General features: G+C 75.2%; 3 protein-coding genes. 1 reads left to right on the forward strand and 2 read right to left on the reverse strand.

The genetic code is table 11. The annotated features are described in order from the left end of the window. Positions 1 to 111: 111 nt before the first annotated feature. Both ACFYYN_RS13145 and ACFYYN_RS13150 read right to left on the reverse strand, forming a co-directional pair. Complete coding sequence (locus ACFYYN_RS13145) at positions 112 to 318, reverse strand: MbtH family protein (protein WP_500323618.1); 207 nt, start codon at positions 316 to 318, stop codon at positions 112 to 114. After that, a complete protein-coding gene (locus ACFYYN_RS13150) occupies positions 315 to 22,196 on the reverse strand; it encodes a non-ribosomal peptide synthase/polyketide synthase (protein ID WP_500545952.1) in 21,882 nt (7,293 codons plus the stop codon). The genes ACFYYN_RS13145 and ACFYYN_RS13150 overlap by 4 nt, the downstream gene beginning before the upstream one ends. A gap of 202 nt (positions 22,197 to 22,398) precedes the next feature. Between ACFYYN_RS13150 and ACFYYN_RS13155 the strand changes: the two genes are divergently transcribed. Next, on the forward strand, positions 22,399 to 23,424 hold the full coding sequence (locus ACFYYN_RS13155) for a FecCD family ABC transporter permease (RefSeq protein ID WP_500545807.1): 1,026 nt from the start codon (positions 22,399 to 22,401) through the stop codon (positions 23,422 to 23,424).

Consider the following 23,424-nt stretch of genomic DNA (forward strand, 5'->3'; position numbering starts at 1 on the left):
CCCGAAGCGTACGGATCAAGCGCCCGCACCTCCCCATGTGGTGCAGGGACGTACGGGAGGGGGCCGCCCCGCGGGGCGGCCCCCTCCCGGCCTCTTTCCGTGCGTTCCCGGTCAGCGGCCTTCGACGAGGCTCTTCGGGCGCAGGTCCGTCCAGTTGGTCTCGATGTACTCCAGGCATTCCTGGCGGGCGGCCGGGCCGTGGGCGACGGTCCAGCCGGCCGGGACGGCGACGAAGTCCGGCCACAGGCTGTGCTGGCCCTCGGCGTTGACCAGGACGGAGTAGACGCCGTCGGGGTTCTCGAAGGGGTTGCTGCTCATCGGGTGGTTTCCTTCCGTGTGACCAGGGCCTCAAGGGCCCGGAACCAGGTCTGCGCCAGATCCCGGACGGCCTCCTCGGTGAGGAGTTCGCCGGCGTAGGCCCAGTGGGCGCTCAGCTCGGGGCCGCCGGGGCGGTCCTCGGTGAGGGCGTTGAGGGTGAGGGCGTGGGACATCGGCATCCCGGGGTCGGCGTCGAGGTCGGCGGCGTCGCCCTCCGGCGCGTACGACCAGTCGGCGGCCTCGGGGACGTCGAAGCGGCCCATGTAGTTGAACTCGATCTGCGGCTCGGCGAGCCGGGCCAGCTCCGGACCGGTGACCGGGTTGAGGTACCGCAGCAGGCCGTGTCCGACGCCGCCGGTGGACAGGCCCGTCAGGTGCTCGCGGACGCGGGCGACTGCCTCGTCGGGGTCGGGGCCCGCCGGGCCCGGGTCGAGGCGGACCGGTACGACGCTGGTGAACCAGCCGATGGTGCGGGACAGGTCGGCGTTGCCGGCGAGTTCCTCCTCGCGGCCGTGGCCTTCGAGGTCGACGAGGACGGCGGTGCCGGGCTCCGCGCCGAGCAGCCGGGTCCGCCAGTCGGCGACGGCCTGCGCGAAGGCGGTCAGCAGCACGTCGTTGACGCTCGCGCCGTACGCTGCGGGCACCCGCCCGAGCAGCGGCCCGGTGACCTCGGCGGGCAGGGTCAGCGACAGGTAGCGGGTGCTCTCCACGGTGTCGCGTGCCGTGTCCAGCGGCCGCGCCAGCGGCAGGCCCGCGCCGTCCGCGAGGACCGAGGTCCACCGGGGCAGTTCGTCCTCGCGGGAGGGATCGAGGGCGCGGGCGGTGAGCAGTTCGGACCAGCGGCGGAAGGAGACGTCCACGGGGGGCAGCTCCGGTGCGCGGCCGGCCGCGACGGCCGCCCAGGCGGTCTGGAGGTCGGGGAGCAGGATGCGCCAGGTCACGCCGTCGACGACGAGGTGGTGCAGGAGCAGCAGCAGCCGTCCCGGACGTCCGGGCCCGGCGTCGAACCACACCGCGCGCACCATGTCGCCGGTGTCGGGGTCGAGTCCGGCGCGCGCGGTGACCGCGTGGGCGGAGATCGCCTCCCGCAGCGCGGTGTCGTCCGCGCCGGAGACGTCTGCGCGGGCGAGCCAGGACGCCACGTCGACGGTGCCCGGGGCGGGCACGCGCAGCGCCCACTGCTCGCCGCTGTCGCCCCTGTGGCACGGCTGGGTGCGGGTGCGTTCCAGGCGGGCGCGGAGCATGTCGTGCCGGTCGGCCACTGCGCGGAGGATCGCCAGCAGGCCGTCCTCGTCCAGGTCCGCCGGGGTCTGCAGGAAGGCGGCCTGGTGGTAGCCCCAGATCGGGCCGCCGCGCTCGCGCAGGGCGTGCATGATCGGGGTGAGCGGGACGAGGCCGGTGCCGTCGTCGTGGGTGCGGACCAGGTCGTCGCCCGCGAGCGGGACGGCGACCTCGGCGAGCGAGGCCACGTCGCGGTGCTGGAACACCTGGCGGGGGGTAATCCGCAACCCGGCCGCGCGGGCCCGGCTGACGAACTGCATCGCCACGATGCTGTCGCCGCCGAGGGCGAAGAAGTCGTCGTCGGTGCCGACGGCCTGGGCGGGCAGGCCCAGCACCTCGGCGACGATGCCGCACAGGGTGCGTTCGGTGTCGTTGCCGGGCCTGCGGCCGCCCGTGCCCGCGGTGAAGTCGGGGGCGGGCAGCGCCTTGCGGTCCAGCTTGCCGTTGGACAGCAGCGGCAGCCGCTCCAGGACGACCACGGCGGCCGGGACCATGTACTCCGGCAGGGTCGCCGCCACGTGGGCGCGCAGCGCGGCGGGCTCGGCGGTGCGGCCCTCGGCGGGGACGACGTAGCCGACCAACTGCCGGACGCGGGGCCGGTCCTCGCGGGCGGTAACGACGACCCGGGCCACGGTGGCGTGCGCGGCGAGGGCGGCCTCGACCTCGGCGAGCTCGACCCGGTAGCCGCGGATCTTGACCTGGTCGTCGGAGCGGCCGGAGTACTCCAGCTGCCCCTCCTCGGTCCACCGCGCGAGGTCGCCGGTGCGGTACATCCGGGCACCGGGCGGCCCGTACGGGTCGGCGACGAACCGCTCCGCCGTCAGGTCGGGGCGACCGAGGTAGCCGCGGGCGAGTCCGGCGCCGGACAGGTACAGCTCGCCGGTGACGCCGGGCGGGACCAGACGCAGCGAGGCGTCCAGGACGTACGCCCGGGTGCCCCGCACCGCGCGGCCGACGACGGGACGGTCGCTGTCGGCGACCCGTCCGACGAGGGCGTCGACGGTGGCCTCGGTGGGCCCGTACAGGTTGAAGGCCTCGGTGGACTCCAGCGCCGCCAGGCGCGACCAGAGGGCGTCCGGCACGGCCTCGCCGCCGACGCCGACCACCGCCAGCGGGCAGTTCCCGTCGCGGATCAGTCCGGCGTCCGCCATCTGGGCGAGCAGCGACGGGGTGACCTCGATGAAGTCCAGCCCCTCGGCGCGGATCAGGGCGGCGAGCTGCTCCGCGTCGCGGCGCGTCTCGTCGTCCACGATGTGCAGCGCGTGCCCGTCCAGCAGCCACAGCTGCGGCTGCCAGGACGCGTCGAAGGAGAACGACCAGGCGTGGCCGACCCGCAGGTGGCGACGCCCGGTCAGCTCCTTGGCGCGGTCGTGGAGGTCGTGTTGGTGACTGTGGAAGAGGTTGGCGAGACTGCGCTGGGTGACGACGACGCCCTTGGGGCGGCCCGTCGAGCCCGAGGTGTGGATGACGTACGCCGGGTGGTCGGGGGCCGGTGCCTGCGGGGCCGCCTCGGGCAGCCCGTCGAGGGCGTCCAGGTGCAGCACCGGGACGCCGGTGTCCGGCAGGGACGCGGCGAGTTCCCGCGTGGTGAGGATCAGCCGCGGCGCCGCGTCGGCGAGCATGTCGAGCACGCGGTCGGCGGGCAGGTCGGGGTCGACGGGCAGGTAGGCGGCGCCCGCCGTCATGACGGCCAGGATCGCCGTGATGTGGTCGGCGGTACGGGGCAGCGCCAGCGCCACGATGCCCTCGGGGCCCGCGCCCGCGCCGGCCAGCACGCGGGCCAGCCGGTCGGTGCGTGCGGCCAGTTCGGCGAACGTCCACGTCACGGACGGGTCGGTGACGGCGACCGCGTCCGGGGACGCGGCGGCCTGCGCCGCGAAGAGGGCGGGGACGGTGGCGTGGCCGGCCCGCGGGAGCAGGGCCGCGTCGTTCCAGGTCTCCAGCAGCAGGCGCCGGTCGGCGTCGCTGAGGATGTCGATGCGGCCGACGGCGGCGTCCGGGTCGGCGGCCATCGCCGACAGGACGGAGAGCATCGCCGAGGCGATGCGCCCGGCGGCGGCCGGGGTGAACAGGTCCGGGCGGAACTCGGCCGTCAGGCGCAGGCGTTCGTCGGGTTCGACGGCCCAGGCGAACGGGTAGTGCGTGGAGTCCTCGTGCTCGCGCACCGACAGGCGCAGGGCTGCCTCGTCGACGCCCCCCGTCTCCTCCGCCACCGGGTAGGACTCGAAGACCATCAGCGTGTCGAAGAGGTCGCCGAGCCCGGCGCCGCGCTGGATGTCGGCGAGGCCCAGGTGCTGGTGCGGCAGCAGGCGTGACTGCTCGTCCTGGAGGCGGTCCAGCAGGGCGCCGACCGGCTCCTGCGGGCGCAGCCGGACGCGTACGGGCACGGTGTTGATGAACAGGCCGATCATCGACTCGACGCCGTCCAGCTCCGGCGGACGGCCCGCGACCGTCGCGCCGAACACCACGTCGTCGCGGCCGGTCAGCCGGGACAGCACGACCGACCAGGCGGCCTGGACGAGGGTGTTGACGGTGAGCCCGCGGCGCCGGGCGAGCGCTCCCAGCGCCTCCGTCAGCTCCTCGTCGGCCTCGACGGTGTGGGTGAGCGGCACGACCGGCGCCCGGCCTGCGTCGGCGGGCACCAGGTGGGTGGGCTCCTCCAGCGCGTCCAGGGCCGCGGCCCAGGCGGCCGCGGAAGCCGCCGTGTCCTGCGCGGCGAGCCAGCGCAGGTAGTCGCGGTAGGGGGCGCCGGCGGGCGGCGTGGCCCCGTCGTACAGGGCGGTCAGCTCCGTCATCAGGCGGGGCACCGACCAGCCGTCGAGCAGCAGGTGCTGGTGGGACAGGACGAGGCGGTGGGCGCCCTCGCCCGTCCTGGCCAGCAGCAGCCGCAGCAGCGGCGGTTCGGCGGGGTCGAAGCGGCGGCGTTCCTGCAGCAGCAGACGCTCCCACTCCTGCCCGGCGTCCGGGACGGCGGTGAGGTCGACGTGGCGCCACGGCAGCTGCACCGAGCGCGGCACGACGGCCACCGGGCGGCCGGAGGACAGGTAGCGGAAGCCCGCGCGAAGGCTCTCGTGCCGGTCGAGCAGGGCCTGCCCGGCGGCGCGCAGCCGCTCGGGGTCGGGCTCGCCCTCGATGTCGTACGACACCTGGACGGTGTAGACGTCGGGGCCCTGGTCGCCGGAGTCGAAGGAGGCGTGGAAGAGCAGGCCGGCCTGGAGCGGGGTGAGCGGCAGCAGCTCGGCCGATCCGGCGCCGGGGAGTTCGGCGCGCTCGGCGTCGGTGAGGCCGGGCAGCAGCTCGGTGTCGCCGGCGGTGTCCTCGCGGACGGTGTCGACGGCGACGGCCGCCAGGCCCGCGGGGGTCTTGTGGCGGAAGACGTCGCGCGGCGTGATCGTCAGCCCGGCGGCGCGGGCCCGGACGACGAGCTGCATGGCGACGATGCTGTCGCCGCCGAGGGTGAAGAAGTCGTCGTCGGCGCCGACCCGTTCGAGGCCGAGGACGGCGGCGACGAGCTCGCACATGCGCTCCTCGCGCGGGGTGCGGGGCGCGGTTGCGGTGACCTGGGCGGCGAAGTCCGGCGCGGGCAGGGCGGCGCGGTCGAGCTTGCCGTTCGGCGTGAGCGGGAGCTCGTCCAGGACCATGAAGGCGGCGGGCACCATGTGCTCCGGCAGCGCGGCGGCCGCGTGGGCGCGCAGCGCCGCCGTGCCGGCGTCCCGTCCCGGGGCGGGGACGACGTACGCCACCAGGCGCTCGTCGCGCAGCAGGACGGTGGCCGAGGCGACCGCGGGATGCCCGGTCAGCGCTCCCTCGATCTCGCCCGGTTCGACGCGGAAGCCGCGCAGCTTGACCTGGTCGTCGACGCGGCCCAGGTAGTCCAGCTCTCCCTCGCGCGTCCAGCGCGCCAGGTCGCCGGTGCGGTACATCCGGCTCCCGGGCTCCCCGTACGGGTCGGCGACGAACCGTTCGGCGGTCAGCCCTGCCCGGCCGAGGTAGCCGCGCGCCAGCTGCACGCCCGCGAGGTACAGCTCACCCGGCACGCCCGGGGGAACCGGGCGCAGCGAGGCGTCCAGCACATAGGTGCGGGTGTTCCACACCGGGCGGCCGATCGGGACGGCGGTGGCCCCCGGCGTGACGTGCCGGGCGGTGACGTCGACGGACGCCTCCGTGGGCCCGTACAGGTTGTGCAGCCCGGCCGTGCCCAGCACCTCGTGGAAACGGGCGGCGAGCGGGGCGGGCAGCGCCTCGCCGCTGCAGATCACACGGCGCAGTCCCGTGCAGCCGGCCGCGGCCGGCTCGTCGAGGAAGGCGCGCAGCATCGACGGCACGAAGTGCGCCGTGGTGACGCCGCTGTCCTGGATCAGCCTGGCGAGGTAGGCCGGGTCCTTGTGGCCCTCGGGGCGGGCCACGACGAGCGTCGCGCCGGTGATCAGCGGCCAGAAGAACTCCCAGACCGACACGTCGAAGCTCGACGGCGTCTTCTGCAGCACGCGGTCGTCGGCGGTCAGGCCGTAGGTGTCCTGCATCCACAGCAGGCGGTTGACGATGCCCTCCTGCGGTACGACGACGCCCTTGGGGCGGCCGGTCGAGCCGGAGGTGTAGATGACGTAGGCGGGCCGGCGCGGGTCGTACGCCTGCGGGAGCGGGCCGGTGGCGGCGTCCGCCGCCGCGGCGCCGTCGGCGTCGACCAGGAGGCGCGGCGCGTCGGTGTCCGGCAGGTCGACGCCGTCGGTGGTCACCACACACACCGGACGGGCGTCGGCGAGCATGAACGCCAGCCGCTCCGCCGGGTAGTCGGTGTCGAGCGGCAGGTAGGCGCCGCCCGCGCGGTGGACGGCGAGCAGGGTGACGACCAGGGCCGCCGAGCGCGGCAGCGCGACGGCCACCGTGGACTCCGGGCCGACGCCCGCGCCCGCGAGGACGTGGGCGAGGCGTTCGACACGGGCCTCCAGCTCCGCGTATCCGACCGGGGTGTCCTCCACCAGCAGCGCGGGCGCGGACGGGGTCGCGGCGGCCTGGGTGCGGAACAGCTCGGGGAGGGTGAGGCCGGGCACGGCGTGGCCGGTGGCGTTCCACTCCCCCAGGACGCGGGTGCGTTCGTCGTCCTCCAGTACGTCCAGGTGCCCGACGGGCCGCTCGGGTGCGGCGGCGGCCTGCTCCAGCAGGCGTTCCATGCGGCGGGCGAGGAGTTCGGCGGTCGGCCGGTCGAAGAGGTCGGCGCTGTACTCGATCCAGCCCTGGATGCCGTTGCCCTCGCCCTGCTCGACGAAGTCGAAGCTGAGGTCGAACTTGGCGGTGTCCTGGCCGACCGGCTCCGGGCGTGCCGTGAGGCCCGGCAGCACGGGGGTGCCGGCGCGCTCGGCGAGATGGACGACCATCACCTGGAAGAGCGGGTGCCGGGCCAGCGAACGGCCCGGGTTGAGGGCTTCGACCAGCCGCTCGAAGGGCAGCTCCTGGTGCTCGTACGCGGCGAGGTCGGCCGTCCGGACGCGGCGCAGCAGCTCCGCGAAGCCGGGCTCGCCGGACAGGTCGGTGCGCAGCACGAGGGAGTTGACGAAGAAACCGACGAGGTCCTCCAGGCGCTCGTCCGCGCGTCCGGAGACGGGCGCGCCGAGCGGGATGTCCTCGCCCGCGCCGAGCCGGTGCAGCAGGGCGGCGACGGCGGCCTGGGAGACCATGAACATGCTGGCGCACTCGCGACGGGCGAGCGCGCGCAGGGCGCGTTCCAGTTCGGGCCGGATCGTGAAGCCCACGGTGCCGCCGGTGTGCGAGGACTCCTGGGGGCGCGGCCGGTCGGTGGGCAGCGCCAGTTCCTCGGGGAGGCCGCGCAGGGTCTCCGTCCAGTAGGCGAGCAGATCGTCGCCGGAGTGCTCCAGCAGCTCGCGCTGCCAGAGCGTGTAGTCGGCGTAACTCACCGGCAGTGGCGCCCAGTCGGGGGCGCTGCCCGCGGCGCGCGCGGCGTAGGCGGTGCCGAGGTCGGCGAGCAGGGCCCGGTCGGACCACTCGTCGGTGGCGATGTGGTGCAGCACGAGCAGCAGCAGGTGCTCGTCAGGACCGGTCGCGGACAGGTGGGCGCGCAGCGGCAGTTCGCGTTCCAGATCGAACGGCCGTGCGGCGATCCGGGGCAGCTCGTCCGGGGCCGCGGTGCCGAGCGTCACACGCGCCCGCTCCGGGGCCAGGACGTGCTGGTGGGGCACGCCGTCCACGGCCGGGAAGAGCGTGCGCAGGGTGGTGTGGCGGGCGACGAGGTCGTTCAGCGCCGCTTCGAGCGCGGCACGGTCCAGGGCGCCGGTCAGGCGCCAAGCGGCCGGGAGGTTGTACGAGGGGTCGGCGGCGTCGACCTGGTGCAGCAGCCACAGCCGGCGCTGGGCCGAGGAGAGCGGCAGCCGCTCGGGCAGGGCGCGGCCCGCGGTCAGGGCCGGGCGCTCCTGCGCGCCCTGACCGTCCAGCAGGGCGGCGAGCCGGGCGACGGTGGGCGCGTCGAATACGGCGCGCAGCGTCACCTCGATACCCAGCGCGGTACGGATGCGGCTGATCAGGCGCATCGCGAGCAGCGAGTGGCCGCCGAGGACGAAGAAGTCGTCGTCGATGCCGACCCGTTCCAGGCCCAGCACGGCGGCGAACTGCTCGGCGAGCAGCTCTTCGCGCGGGGTGCGGGGCAGGCGTCCGCCGACCGCCGACGACAGGTCGGGGGCGGGCAGCGCGGCCCGGTCCAGCTTGCCGTTGACGGTGCGCGGCAACGCCGCCAGGTGCACGAACGCGGCGGGCACCATGTGCTCGGGCAGCGCGGCGGCGACACGGGCGCGCAGCGCGGCGGGGTCGGGCTCGTGGCCGGGGGCGGGGACGACGTACGCGACGAGGCGCGGCACGCCGGGGGTGTCCTCGCGGACGACGACGGCGGCCGTGGACACACCGGGATCGGCGGTGAGGACGGACTCGATCTCGCCGGGCTCCACGCGGAAGCCGCGGATCTTGACCTGGTCGTCGGTACGGCCCAGGTACTCAAGGGTGCTGTCGGCCCGGCGTCGCGCCAGGTCGCCCGTGCGGTACATGCGGTCACCGGGGGTGCCGTACGGGTCGGCCACGAACCGCTCGGCCGTCAGGTCCGGCCGGCCGAGGTAGCCGCGGGCCAGGCCCGCTCCGGCGAGGTAGAGCTCGCCGGGCACGCCGAGCGGTGCCGGGCGCAGCCGCTCGTCGAGGACATACGCGCGGGTGTTGTCCAGCGGCGCCGCCCACTCCGGGGCCCCGCTGTGGCGTCCGTAGGCGTCGACGGAGGCCTCGGTGGGCCCGTACAGGTCGTGCACGTGGGTGCCGGGGAGCTCGGACAGCCGCTGCCACAGGGCGGGCGGGGTGGCCTCGCCGCCGACGGTGAGGACGGCGGGCGCGTAGCCGCCCGCGGCGAGGAAGCCGTGGTGGGTCAGCTCGCCCAGGTAGGTCGGGGTGAGGTCGACGTAGTCGGTGCCGGTCTCCGCCAGGTGCGCGAGGAGCGCGGCCGGTTCCGTCATCGTCGTCTCGTCCACGACGTGCAGTTCGTGGCCCGCCAGCAGCCACAGCAGCGGGTCCCAGGAGGCGTCGAAGCTGAACGAGGCGGTGTGCGCGGCCTTCAGGACGTCGCGGCCGGTGGCACGGACCGCCGGTTCGACCATGTCGCGCAGGTGGGCGCCGAAGAGGTTGGACAGGCCCCGGTGGGTGCCGACGACGCCCTTGGGGGTACCGGTGGAGCCGGAGGTGTAGATGGTGTACGCGGCCCCCAGCGCCGGGTACCCGGCCGGGCGTGCGAACTCGGCTTCGGGCAGCGGCCCGTCGAGCAGCAGCCGCGCGACGCCCGGCATGGCCGGCAGGCGTTCGGCGAGGTCGGCGGTGGTGAGCAGGCAGACCGGGCCCGCGTCACGGAGCATGAACTCCAGCCGGTCGGCGGGCAGGGCGGGATCGAGCGGCAGGTATGTGGCGCCCGAGGCGAGCACGCCGAGGATCGCCGGGACCATGGCGTGCCGCGGCAGCGCGAGGCCCACCACCGTGCCCTCGGCCGCGCCGTGCGCACGGACCAGGGCGGCCAGGGCGCCGACCCGGTCGCCCAGTTCGGCGAAGGTCAGCGTGCCGGAGGCGGTCACCACGGCCGTCCGCTCCGGGTGGGCCCGGACGGTGTCGGCGAGGATCTCGGGCACCGCCCGGGTCTCCGCGCCGTGCCGCGCGGTGTCGTTCCAGGCGACGGCGGCGGCCTCGTGCTCGGCGGGCGTGAGCAGGTCGAACTCCGCCAGCGGGAGGTCCGGGTGGGCCGCGGCCTGCCGCAGCAGCAGGACCAGCCGGGCGACGAGCAGCGCGGCGGTGGCCTCGTCGGCCAGGTCGGTCGCGTACTCCAGCAGCAGGGCCAGCGGGTGTGCCTCGCCGTGGTCGACGAAGGTGAAGTCGAGGTCGAACTTGGCCGTGCCGGTGTCCATGTCGAACCACTCGGTGGGCAGCCCGAAGACGTCGGGGTCGCCGTCCGGGCGGTGGTGGTAGCCCAGCATCACCTGGAACAGCGGGTTGCGCCCCGCCGCGCGCGGCGGGTTCACCGCCTCCACGACCCGGTCGAAGGGCATGTCCTGGTGCTCGAAGGCTTCCAGCGCCGACTCGCGCACCCGGCCCAGCACTTGACGGAACGTCAGCGCGTCGCCGGACAGGTCGGTGCGCAGCACGAGGGTGTTGACGAAGAAGCCGACGAGGTCGTCGAGGCCGCTGTCGGTACGGCCGGCGATGGGCGCGCCGAGCGGGACGTCCTCGCCCGCGCCGAGCCGGTGCAGCAGCGCGGCGGTCGCGGCCTGGAACAGCATGAACATGCTGGTGCCGGTCGCGGTGGACAGCTCCCGCAGTTCCCGGCCCAGTTCCACGGGCACCTCACCGTGCACGATCGCGCCGGCGCCGGTGGGCGCGGCGGGACGCGGCCGGTCGAGCGGCAGCGCCAGCTCCTCGGGCAGGTCGCGCAACCGCTCGGTCCAGTAGGCGAGCTGTGTGTCACCGACGGTGCCGAGCAGGCGCTCCTGCCAGAGGGTGTAGTCCGCGTACTGGACGGGCAGCGGCTGCCAGGCCGGGGCGGAGCCCGCGGCGCGGGCGGTGTAGGCGGCGGTCAGGTCCGTCATGAAGGGGCGGTCGGACCACTCGTCGGTGGTGATGTGGTGCAGTACGACGGCCACCACGTGGTCGTCGGCGCCGACCCGGAACACCTCGCAGCGCAGCGGCAGTTCCGTCGCCAGGTCGAAGGGGCGGCGCTGGGCGGCCTCGATCAGCCCCGGGAGCTCGGACCCGGCGCAGTCGGCGACGCTGAACCCGGGCAGCGCCTCGGCGGCGGGGACGATCCGCTGGTACGGCGCGCCGTCCTGCTCGCCGATCAGGGTGCGCAGCGCCTCGTGGCGCCCCGCGACGTCGCCCAGGGCCCGGCACAGGGCGTCGGTGTCCAGGGCGCCGCGCAGCCGGAAGACGAGCGGGAAGTTGTACGCGGCGCCGCCGCCGGTGAGGCGTTCCACCAGCCACAGGCGGCGCTGCGCGGCGGAGAGCGGCACGAATGCGGGCCGTTCGGCGGCCTCGGTGAGCGCGGGGCGGGCGGGCCGTCCGGCGTCGGCGCGCTCCGCGAGCCGGGCGGGCGTCGGGGCCTCGAAGAGGTCGCGGATGGCGAGTTCGGCGCCGAGTTCGGTGCGGGCCCGGCTGACCAGGCGGGTGGCGAGCAGCGAGTGGCCGCCCAGGTCGAAGAAGTCGTCCTCGGCGCCCACCGACGGCAGGGCCAGCACCTCGGCGAACAGGCGGCACAGCACCTCTTCCTGCGGGGTGCGCGGTCCGCGTCCGCCGCCGAGGGCCACGGCCGGCTCGGCGTCGGGCAGCGCCCGCACGTCGAGCTTGCCGTTGGCGTTCATCGGCAGCCGGTCGAGGGTGACGAAGGCGGCCGGGACCATGTACTCGGGCAGTTCGCGCTTCAGGTCCTCGCGCAGCACGCGCACGAGGGCGCTCGCGTCGCGGGCCGCCGCCGGTTCGTTGGCGTACGGTGCGCTGCCGCCGCCCGCCCGGTACAGCCCGGCGGTCGTGCCGGTGGCGCCGGCGGGGACGAACACGGCCTCGTAGGTGCCCGTCTCGGCACCCCACGTGGTGAGCACGCGGTAGCCGAGACCGGCGCCCAGTTCGTGCAGGGCCTCCGGGTCGACGCCGTCCGGACGGACGCGGCCGTCCGGCACGCCGGTGACGCGCAGCCGCTCGGGGCGCTCCTCGCGCAACCGCTCGGGAAGCCCGGGCGACCACGCCGCCACGGACTCATCGCCCAGCCACACGGAGGCCTCGCCTCGGTAGAGCACGGCGTCGTAGCGGTGCCGGGTCAGCTCGTTGTGGTGACGTCCGCGCTTGGTGCGCAGGTCGAGGCCGTAGCCGAGGTGCGCGAAGAAGTCCGGGTCGACCAGGAGTTCCTTCTCCAGGCGCAGGCCGCGTTCCACGGCCCGCCCGAACTCCGCTCCGCCGGTACCCCGGGCGCGCTGGATCTCGGTGTGGAAGGTGCGGGCCAGCCGTAGGTTGCGGACGTCGCCGACGAAGAGCGCGCCGCCGGGGACGAGCAGCTCCATGGCTCCGCGCACGACCGACTCCAGGTAGGCCGCGCTGGGGAAGTACTGGATGACGGAGTTGATGACGATCGTGTCGAAGTACCCGGTGGGCAGCCCCTGCAGGTCGTCGGCGGGACGGCAGCGCAGCTCCACCTTGGCGGCGAGCTCCGGGTCCCGCCGGAGCTCCTCGCCGATCTTGCGGATGACGGGGGCGGCGAAGTCGGTGGCCCAGTACGCCTCGGCTTCCGGGGCCAGCCGGGACAGCAGCAGGCCGGAGCCGACGCCGATCTCCAGGACGCGGCGCGGGCGCAGTTCGCGGATGCGGGCGAGGGTGGCCTCGCGCCACTCGTGCATGTCCTCGAAGGGGATGGGCCGCCCGTCGTAGGAGCTGTCCCAGCCCGCGTACTCCTCGGTGAAGACGGCGGTGGAGATCTCCTCGTACTCGTCGGAGTAGATCTCCTGCCACTCGCCGACCTGGGCGCGCTCGGTGGACTCGCGCTCGGCGGCCTCGGCGGGGGCGGGGACGACGTAGCCGATCAGCCGGTCGTCGCGGACGACGACGGCGGCCTGCGAGACGCGCGGGTGGCGGCTGAGGGCGGTCTCGATCTCGCCGGGCTCGACGCGGTAGCCGCGGATCTTGACCTGGTCGTCGGTACGGCCGAGGAAGTCCAGGTTGCCGTCGGCATTGCGCCGCACCAGGTCGCCGGTGCGGTACATCCGCTCGCCGGGCTCGCCGAAGGGGTCGGCGACGAACCGCTCGGCGGTCAGGCCGGGCCGGTCGAGGTAGCCGCGGGCCAGGCCGATGCCCGCGATGTACAGCTCGCCGGGGACGCCGTCGGGCACCGGGCGCAGCCAGGCGTCGAGGATGTGGGCGCGGGTGCCGCGGATGGGGCGGCCGACGGTGGGCGTGGCGCTGTCGTGGGTGCCGCCGCCGAGGGTGTTGATGGTGTACTCGGTCGGGCCGTACAGGTTGTAGCCGTAACTCCCCGGGGTGTCGCGCAGTCGCGTCCAGACCGTCTCGGGGACGGCTTCGCCGCCGAGCAGCACCAGCGGCGGGACGTGCCCTTCGAGCAGGCCCTCCTCGATGAGCAGCCGGGCGTAGGTCGGGGTGACGTTGACGACGTCGATGCGGTGCCGTTCGCAGTAGGCGGTCAGCGCGTGGGCGTCACGCCGCAGCTCCTCGTCGCAGACGTGCACTTCGTGACCCTCGACGAGCCACAGCAGCTCCTCCCACGACATGTCGAAGGCGAAGGAGACGGTGTGCGCGACGCGCAGCCGCCGGCCCCCCGCCGCGGCGATCGCCGGCTCGAAGATCTCCTTCTGGTGGTTGAGCTGCATGTTCGTCAGGCCCCGGTAGGGGGTGACGACGCCCTTGGGGCGGCCGGTGGAGCCCGAGGTGTAGATGACGTACGCGGGGTGCTCCAGGCTGAAGTCCGCGACGACCGGGGCGTCGGACAGCTCCGCCAGCTCGGCGGCGACGGCCGGGTCGTCGAGCAGGACCCGCGGGGTGCCGGCGTCCAGGGTGGCCGAGACGGCCGCGTTGGTCAGGAGCAGCAGGGGCCGGGCGTCCTCCAGCATCAGGGAGAGCCGGTCGGCCGGGTGGTCCAGCTCCAGCGGCAGGTAGGCGGCGCCGGTCCGCAGCACCGCGAAGAGGGCCACGACCATCTCCGCGGAGCGGGACAGGCCGAGCGCGACGACCTTCTCCGGGCCCGCGCCGCGGGCGAGCAGCAGCCGGGCGGTGCGGTTCACGGCGGCGTCGAGTCCGGCGTAGGTGAGGGTGCGCTCGCCGAAGACGAGGGCGGTGGCGTCCGGGGTGCGGGCGGCCTGCGCGGCGAGGAGGTCGGCGATGGTCTCGGTGGGCTCCGGGACCCGGCTGCCGGCCCACTCCCGCTCCAGGGCCGCGTGTTCGGCGGGCAGCAGCGGGTCGAGACGGCCGACGGAGGCCGTCAGGTCCTGCGCCATGCCCTCCAGCAGGAGGGTGAAGCGATCCAGCAGCGCGCGAGCGGCCTCGTGCGGGACGACGTCGGGCCGGTGCGCGAGGGTGACCAGGACGCGCTGCCCCGGCGTCACGATCAGGTTGACGGGGTAGTGCGTGGCGTCGGCGTTGGCGACGGCGGTGGCGCCGTGCTCGGCGCGCAGCCGCTCCAGACGGTCCTCGGTGTCGTTGTTGCGCAGCACGAAGAGGGTGTCGAACAGCCGCCGGTGGCCGGTCTCGGCCTGCAGCACACCCAGGCCCAGGTACTCGTACGGCATCAGTTCCAGGCGCTCGCCCTGGATGCGCCGCAGCAGGTCGAGGACGGGTTCCGCCGGGTCGAGGGCGACGCGGGCGGGCACCGTGTTGAGGAACATGCCGATGACGTTCTCCACGTCCGGCACCTCGGCCGGCCGGCCCGCGACGGTCGTGCCGAACACGACGTCGGTACGGCCGGTCGCCGAGGCCAGGGTCAGGCCCCAGGCGGCGTTGAGCACCGTGTTGAGGGTGAGGCCGTGGGCGCGGGCCCGCTCGCGCAGCGAGTCGCCGAGCTCCGCGGGGAGCAGCGCGTCCAGCTGCTCGGGGATGACGGGTTCCAGGCCCGCGTCGGCGACGGCCGGCACGAGCAGGGTGGGCTCCTCCAGGCCGGCCAGCGCGGCGCGCCAGGCGGCGGTCGCGGCGGCGTCGTCCTGGGTGCCGAGCCAGGCCAGGTAGTCCCCGTACGAGCCGGGGCGCGGCAGGCCGGTGTCGTCCCCGCCGGACGCGTAGAGGGCGAAGAGCTGGTCGAGGAAGAGCCAGGCGGACCAGCCGTCCCACAGGATCAGGTGGCGGCCGATGACGAGGCGGTCGCCGAGCTCCGCTCCGCGGCGGACGAGCAGCATGCGGAACAGGGGCGGCGCGGACAGGTCGAAGCGGCGGGTGCGCTCCTCGTCCATCAGGGCGCGCAGCCGCGCCTCCTGCTCGGCGGCGGGCAGCGCCGACAGGTCGACCGTCTCCAGCGGCACTTCGGGCTCGGCGACGATGAACTGCACGGGCTGGCGCAGCCCGTCGCTGGTGAACCCGGCGCGGAGCCCCGGGTTGCGGTCGAGCAGGGTGCGGGCGGCGGCGCGCAGCCGGCCCTCGTCCAGGCGCTCGGCGAAGTCGAAGGTCTCGTGGACGGTGTAGACGTCCAGGACGCCGTCGTCGTAGGCGGAGTGGAAGAACAGGCCTTCCTGGAGCGGGGCGAGCGGCCAGATCCCGGCGACCGCTCCCCCGGCGGTGCGGTGGACGCGCTCGGTCTCCCCGGGCGTCAGCTCGGGGCGGACCGGCCCGGTGCGCTCCGCGGCGGCGGCGCCGGTGCGGGCGGCCAGGGCGAGGGCGGCGGGGGTGCGGTGCTCGAAGACGTCGCGCGGGGTCAGTTCGAGACCGGCGGCGCGGGCGCGGCTGGCGACGCCTATGGAGCTGATGCTGTCGCCGCCGAGGAGGAAGAAGTCGTCGTCGGGGCCGGCGTCCGGCAGCCCGAGGACGGCCGCGAAGACCTCCGTCAGCGTGCGCTCGCGGTCGGTGCGCGGAGCGCGGGCGGGGGCGCGCTCGGCCTCGGGCGCGGGCAGCTCGGCGCGGTCCAGCTTGCCGCTGGGGGTCAGCGGCAGCGCGTCCAGCACGACGAAGGCGTCCGGGACGAGCGGCGCGGGCAGCTGCTCGGCCACGGCGGCGCGCAGGGCGGCGGTGTCCGGACGGGAGGCGCGCGTCGGGACGACGTACGCCACGAGGCGCTGCTCGCGGACGGTCACCGCGGCCTGGGCGACCTCCGGGAGCCGGACGAGGGCGGCCTCGGTCTCGCCGGGCTCGATGCGGTTGCCGCGCAGCTTGACCTGGCGGTCGGTGCGGCCCAGGTACTCCACGACCCCTCCCCCGGCCTCCGGCCGCGGGGACCCCCAACGCCGGCGCACGAGGTCGCCGGTGCGGTACATCCGCTCGCCGGGCGCGCCGTACGGGTCGGCGACGAAACGCTCGGCGGTGAGCGCGGAGCGGCCGTGGTAGCCGCGGGCGAGCTGCACACCGGTCAGGTAGAGCTCGCCGGGCACGCCGTCCGGCACCGGGCGCAGGCAGCCGTCCAGCACGCGCAGGCCCGTGTTCCACACCGGGCGGCCGATGGGCACGGTGGTGTCCGGGGCGCCGTCGAAGGCGTGGTGGGTGACGTCGACGGCGGCCTCGGTGGGCCCGTAGAGGTTGTGCAGCGGCACCCCGGTGAGCGCCTGCCAGCGCGCGGCGGCGGCGCCGGGCAGGGCCTCGCCGCTGCTGAGCACGCGGCGCAGGCTCGCCGCCCACGAGGCGTCGGCGGTCACCTCCGGCGTGCTGAGGAACGCCTCCAGCATGGAGGGCACGAAGTGCAGGGTGGTGACGCCCTGTTCGCGGACGAGCCCGGCGAGGTAGACCGGGTCGCGGTGCCCGTCGGGCCGGGCGAGGACGACGGCGGCGCCCTCGCACAGCGGCCAGAAGAACTCCCACACGCTGACGTCGAAGCTGGACGGGGTCTTCTGCAGGACGCGGTCGTCGGCCGCCAGGCCGTACTCGCCCTGCGTCCACGCGAGGCGGTTGACCACGGCGCGGTGGGTGACGACGACGCCCTTGGGGCGGCCGGTGGAGCCGGAGGTGTAGATCAGGTACGCCGGGTCGTCGGGCCGGGCCGCCGCACCGGCACCGTTCCCCTGGGCGTCTTCGGCGGGGGCGTCGACCAGCAGCGGCGTCAGGCCCTCCACGGCGGGCAGACGCGGGGCGTCGGCCGCCGTGGTGACGACGGTGGTGGCGCCGGAGTCGGCGAGCATGTAGGCGACGTGCTCGGCGGGGTAGTCCAGGTCGACGGGCAGGTAGGCCGCGCCGGACTTGAGGACGCCGAGCAGCGCCACCACGAGGTCCGCCGAGCGGGGGACGGCGACGGCGACGAAGCCCTCCGGTCCGGCGCCGCGGGCGCGCAGCCGCGCGGCCAGCGCCTCGGCGCGCGCGTCGAGTTCGGCGTACGTCAGGGTGGTGTCGCCGTACACGACGGCGGTGGCGCCGGGGGTACGGGCGGTCTGCGCGGCGATGGCGGCGGGCAGTGTCGTGGCCGGGACGTCGCGGACGGCGCCGTCGAGGTGGGCGGTGGCGTGCTCGTGCGGGGTGAGCAGGTCGACGGAGCCGACCGGGCGGCCGGGATCGTCGGCGATGGCTTCCAGCAGCAGCGTGAGCCGGTCGCCGAGGGCGCGGACGGCCTCGGCGTCGATCCGGCGCGCGTGGTGCTTGAGCCGCAGGTCCATGCGGCGGCCGGGCTTCACGATGAGCGCGAGCGGATAGTGCACGGTGTCGTGGAAGGCGTGGCCGCTGACGCGTACGGTGCCCGAGGGGTCGGCGAGGCCGGTCTCGGCGGGGTAGTTCTCGAAGACGACGAGGGTGTCGAAGAGTTCGCCGCCGCCCGCGTGCCCGGCGGCCCGCTGGATCTCGGCGAGGCCGAGGTGCTGGTGGTCGAGCAGGGTGCTCTGCTCGTCCTGGAGGCGGCGCAGCAGCGTGCCGAGGCCGGCGGCCGGGTCCCAGGCGATCCGGGTCGGCAGGGTGTTGATGAACAGGCCGACCATGGAGTCGATGCCGTCGACGGCGGCGTCGCGGCCGGAGACGGTGGTGCCGAAGACGACGTCCTGCTGTCCGGTCAGCCGGCCCAGCAGCAGGCCCCAGGCGCCCTGCACGACGGTGCCGAGGGTGACGCCGAGCTCGCGGGCACGGGCCGCGAGGCGGGCCGTGACGCGCTCGGAGAGCTCCACGCGGACCTGTGCGGGCTCGACCGGGCCGCCGTCGGCGGGCGCGTCCACCAGACGCGTGGGGCCTTCGAGACCGGCGAGCGCGGTACGCCACGCGGCGCGGGCGGCGTCCCGGTCGGCGGCGGCGATGCGCCGCAGGTAGCCGGCGTACGCGGGCACCGCGGGCAGCGGCGCCGGGTCGTCCGCGTACAGGGCCATCAGCTCGCGGTGGAGGACGGGCAGCGACCAGCCGTCCGCGACGATGTGGTGGAACGTCAGCAGCAGGCGGCTGCGGTCCGCGCCCAGGCGGACGAGCGCGCAGCGCAGCAGCGGCGGCCGCGCAAGGTCGAACGGCCGGGACCGCTCGTCGGCGGCGACGGCGTCCGCGAGGCCGCGGCGCACGCCGTCCTCCTGCGCGGACAGGTCGACCTCGCGCCAGGGCAGCACGGCGCCACTGGTGACGACCTGGACGGGCGGGCCGTCGGGGAGCTGGCGGAAGCAGGCGCGCAGCGGGGCGTGCCGCTCCAGGAGACGTTCCATGGCGCGCCGCAGGGCGGCGCCGTCGACCGGTCCTGACAGCTCCACGGCCTGCTGCACGACGTAGGCGTCGTGGTCGGCGCCGTCGACGAGGGCGTGGAAGAAGAAGCCCTCCTGCAGCGGGCCGAGCGGCAGCACCTCGTCGACGGTGACCGCGAGGTCGCCGCGCAGCGCGGCCAGTTCGGCGTCCGTCAGGGACAGCAGGGGCGCGCCCTGCTCCTCCGCGGTGGCGTCGTCCGGGCCGCCCTCCTGGGCGACTTCGGCGAGCGCGGCGACGGTGCGGTGCCGGAAGACGTCGCGCGGGGTGAGGCGCAGGCCGGCGCGGCGGGCGAGGACGAGCAGCTGGATCGCCACGATGCTGTCGCCGCCGAGCGCGAAGAAGTCGTCGTCGATCGTGACGGTCCGCACACCGAGGGCCTGCGCGTACAGGGCGCACAGCAGCTCCTCGCGGGCGTCGCGCGGGGCGCGGCCCGAGCTGAGGGCGGCGTAGTCGGGGACGGGCAGGGCGGCGCCGTCGAGCTTGCCGCTGGGCGTCACCGGCAGCCGGTCCAGGGGCACGAGCGCCGCGGGGACCATGTACTCCGGCAGGAATGCGGCGGCGTGCGCGCGCAGCGTGCGCATCAGCGCGGTGACGTCGCGGAAGGGGGCGGGCCGGTTGGCGAGCGGGCGGCCGCCGCCGGGCCGGTACAGCGGGCCCGGGTCGGCGCCCTCGGCGGTGAAGACGGCGTCGACGCTGCCGTCGTCGGCGTCCCCGGTCCAGGTCAGGGCGGCGGACAGGCCGTGTCGCGCGGCGAGTTCGTGCAGCGATTCAGGATCGATGCTGCCGGCGCCGTCGGCGCCGGGGCGGCTGCTGTCGTCGAGGACGGCGAGGGCGTCGAGGTCCTCGGTGAGGCGGGCGTTGGGCACGGCGGTGACGCGCAGCCGCTCCGGGCGCGTGGCGAGCCGGGCGTCCAGGGCGTCGAGGCCGCCGAGGGCCGCCCATGCGATCTCGTCACCCGTGTCCGGTTCCACCGAGGTCGGTGCCGGGCGCAGTTCGACGTCGTAGCGGTAGCGGGTCAGCTCGTTGTGGTGGACGCCGCGCTTGACGCGCACCTGGGCGGCGAAACCGTCGAGGCCCGTGAACCAGTCCGGGTCGACGAGGAGTTCGCCCTCCCACGCCACCGAGCGGTCGACGGCGGCGCGCAACGCCTCCTTGTCGGCGGCGTCACCGGCGGCGCCCTCGTCGCCGGCACCGCGGCGGCTCTCCACGGCGGCGCGCAGGGTGCGCAGCAGCCGCAGGTTGCGCACGTCGCCGACGAAGATCGCACCGCCGGGGGCGAGCAGCGCGGCGGCCTTGCGCAGCACGTCCTGGAGGTAGTCGGCGCCCGGGAAGTACTGGGCGACGGAGTTGATGACGACGACGTCGAAGTGGCCCGCGGGCAGTCCGGTGGTGTCGTGCGCGGGGCGGGCCGACAGCTCGACGCGCCCGGCGAGTTCCGGTACGTCGCGGATCTGGGCGCGCAGCGCGGCGACGGCCTCCTCGGAGACGTCGGTGCCCCAGTACGCCTCGCAGCCGGGGGCCAGGCGGGACAGCAGCAGGCCGCTGCCGACGCCGATCTCCAGGACGCGGCGCGGCGCGAGCGCGGCGATGCGCTCGACGGTGGCCGTCCGCCACTCGCGCATGTCGGCGAGCGGGATGGGCAGCCCGTCGTACATGCTGTTCCAGCCGGCGAAGTTCTCCCGGAAGCCCTCGGAACCCGCGGCGGAGTACAGGAGTTCGTGCAGGTCCTTCCACTCGGCGACCTCGGCGTCGCCGTCGAGCGACGGCACGACGTAGGCGGCCAGCCGCCGGTCGCCGGGCCGGTCCTCGCGGACGACGACGGCGGCCTGGGCGACGCCGGGGTGGGCGCGCAGCACGGACTCGATCTCGCCGGGCTCGATGCGGAAGCCGCGGATCTTGACCTGGCTGTCGACGCGGCCGAGGAACTCCATCCGCCCGTCGGACTTCCAGCGCACGAGGTCGCCGGTGCGGTACAGCCGCTCCCCCGGCTCGCCGAAGGGGTCGGCGACGAAGCGCTCGGCCGTCAGGTCGGGCCGCCCGAGGTAGCCGCGGGCCAGCCCGGCGCCGCCGAGGTAGAGCTCTCCCGCGACACCGGCGGGGACCGGCCGCAGCCGGGCGTCGAGGACGTAGGCGCGGGTGCCGGGGTCGGGCACGCCGATGGGCACGATGGTGCCGGCCGGGGTGTCGGGATCGCACAGGCCGAGCGTGGAGTTGGTGGTCGCCTCGGTCGGGCCGTAGGCGTTGAACATCATGCGGCCGCGCGCGTAGCGGCCGACGAGTTCGGGTGAGACGCGCTCGGTGCCGGCGAGCAGCGTGGCCTCCGCGGGCAGGTGCACGTCGTCGGGCATGGCGGCGAGCAGCGCGGGCGGCAGGATCATGAAGGTGACGCCGTGGGCGTTCGCGTAGTCGGCCAGCGGCGGGCCGGGGACGCGTCGTTCGGAGGGTACGACGACGAGCCGTCCGCCGGAGAGCAGGCCGAGGCACAGGTCCCAGAAGGCGACGTCGAAGCTCGGGGAGGCGAACTGCAGCACCCGGCTGTGGGGGCCGATGCCGAAGCGCTCGCTCTGGGTGGCCACAAGCTTGGCGACGCCGGCGTGGGAGAGGACGACACCCTTGGGCCGGCCGGTGGAGCCGGAGGTGTAGATGACGTAGGCGGCGTTCGCGACCGTCAGCCGGCCGCCGGAATCGGGGTCGTGGGCCGGCAGCCCGGCGAGCTCGGCGACGGTGTCCGGGGCGTCCAAGAGCAGCGTGGGCACCTCGCCGGGCAGGTCGGCGGCGACCTCGGCAGTGGTGACGAGGCACACCGGCGTGGCGTCGGCGAGCATGTAGGCGACGCGGTCGGCGGGGTAGTCCGTGTCGACCGGCAGGTAGGCGGCGCCGGACTTGAGCACCGCGACCTCGGCGACGATCAGCTCGGCCGAGCGCGGCACGGCAAGTGCCACCACCGTCTCGGGGCCGGCGCCCCGGGCGACGAGGGCGTGGGCCAGCCGGTTGGCGCGGGCGTCGAGTTCGGCGTAGGTGAGGCGGACGTCCTCGAAGACCACGGCGGTCTCGTCGGGCCGGGTGCGGACCTGCTCGGCGAACAGGGCGGGCCAGGTGGCGAGCGGCACGTCGTGGCCGGTGTCGTTCCACTCGTGGAGGACGCGGTGCCGCTCCGGCACGTCGAGGGTTGCGAGGTCGCCGACGGCGCGGTCGGGGTGCGCGGTGGCGTCGGCGAGGAGGGTGGCGTAGTGGCCGAGGATCCGGTCGACGGTGGCGGCCTCGAAGAGGCCGGGGTGGTAGGCGGCGTGGATCTCGCCGGACACCACCCGCAGTTCGAGGTCGAGGGGGCCGCCCGACCAGTCGCCGACGGCGAAGCCGGTGTTGCAGAGCAGACCGCCACCGCGGGTCGCCGCGGCGCCCAGCTCGGCGGCGAGCACGGTGGCCGGGGCGCGGTGGGCACGGGCCCGCTCCGCGGCGTCGGCCACCTGCGCGGTGAGCCCGGCGAAGGTGGTGTCGGCGGTGAGCGCGACGCGCAGCGGCACGCCGTCGTGGGCGAGGACGAGGTCGGTGGCCCCGCCGCCGTAGTGGTGGAGCAGGGCGACGTACGCCGCGAGGTGCCGTTCCTGACCCGCGGCCGTGCCGGGCAGGGCACGGGAGCGGACCGCGGCCGGTCCCGCGGGACGCTGCGGATAGGGGAAGTCGACGGGGAGAACGGTCTCCTGTGCGAGCGGAATCAGCCGCTCGCGCCAGAAGTCCCTTGCCGCCATCGCCAGTTCTTCGTTACCCGACACCGGTGCCCGTGCCTTCCCTTATGTGCGGAATCGACTCGACCGAGCCGCGACCGCTCGCCATATTAAGGTAAGCATTACCTAACTTGATAGACCTCCCGGGCGGGGCATGACCGCACAGCTCACGGCGGTAGGGTTAAGGTGTGCCTAACCTAAGGATGCTGGCCGTGGAGCCAGGCCGGTGACCGCGCGCGGACACCTGCGCCCAGCCCTGCTCGTCGTGTTGCCGGTCGTCGCCCTGGCCGGACTGTGCGTGCTGTCGATCGGGCTGGGTGCCGTGGACATCCCCCCGGACCAGGTCGTCCGGGCGCTTTTCGGCCACCCGTCCAGCCATCTCGTGGACAACATCGTCTGGACCGTCCGCGTACCGCGCACCGTCCTCGGCCTCACCGCGGGCGCCGCCTTGGGGCTGTCCGGCGCGCTCATGCAGGCCCTGACCCGCAACCCGCTCGCCGACCCCGGCATCCTGGGGGTCAGCGCGGGCGCGTCCTTCGGGATCGTCGTCGCCATCGCCCTGTTCGGGCTCGGCTCGCTGTACGGCACGATCTGGTTCGCCTTCGCCGGCGCGCTCGGCACCAGCGTGCTGGTCTTCCTGCTGGGCCGGACGGGCCGTTCGGGCGCGACGCCGGTGAAGCTGGCGCTGGCCGGAGTCGCCGTCACCTTCCTGCTGTTCTCGCTGACCAACGCGATCGTCCTCACCGATCCCGACGCCCTGGACCGCTACCGCTTCTGGTCCGCGGGCACCCTCGCCGACCAGGACGGCACCGTCGTCCGGAGCATCCTGCCGTTCCTGGCGGTCGGGGCGGTGCTCGCGCTCGCCGCCGCCCCCGCGCTCAACAGCCTGGCCCTGGGCGACGACGTGGCCGCCTCCCTCGGACGCCGGCTCGGCCTCGTACGCCTGCAGGGGGTCGTCGCGGTGATGCTTCTCACGGGCGCGTCGGTCGCCGTGATCGGCCCGGTGGTCTTCCTCGGCCTGGTCGTACCGCACGTCGCCCGGGTGCTGGCCCAGCACGCGGGCATCGGCCCCGACCACCGCTGGCTGCTGCCGCTTTCGGCGGTGCTCGCCCCGTGCCTGCTGCTCACCGCGGACATCCTCGGCCGGATCGTCGCACGGCCCACCGAGGTCCAGGCCGGAGTGCTCGTCGCCTTCATCGGCGGCCCGTTCTTCGTCGCCCTGGTCCGCCGGCGCAAACTCGCGGAGGTCTGA

This window comes from Streptomyces sp. NPDC001902, assembly GCF_042891295.1.
Lineage (GTDB): Bacteria > Actinomycetota > Actinomycetes > Streptomycetales > Streptomycetaceae > Actinacidiphila.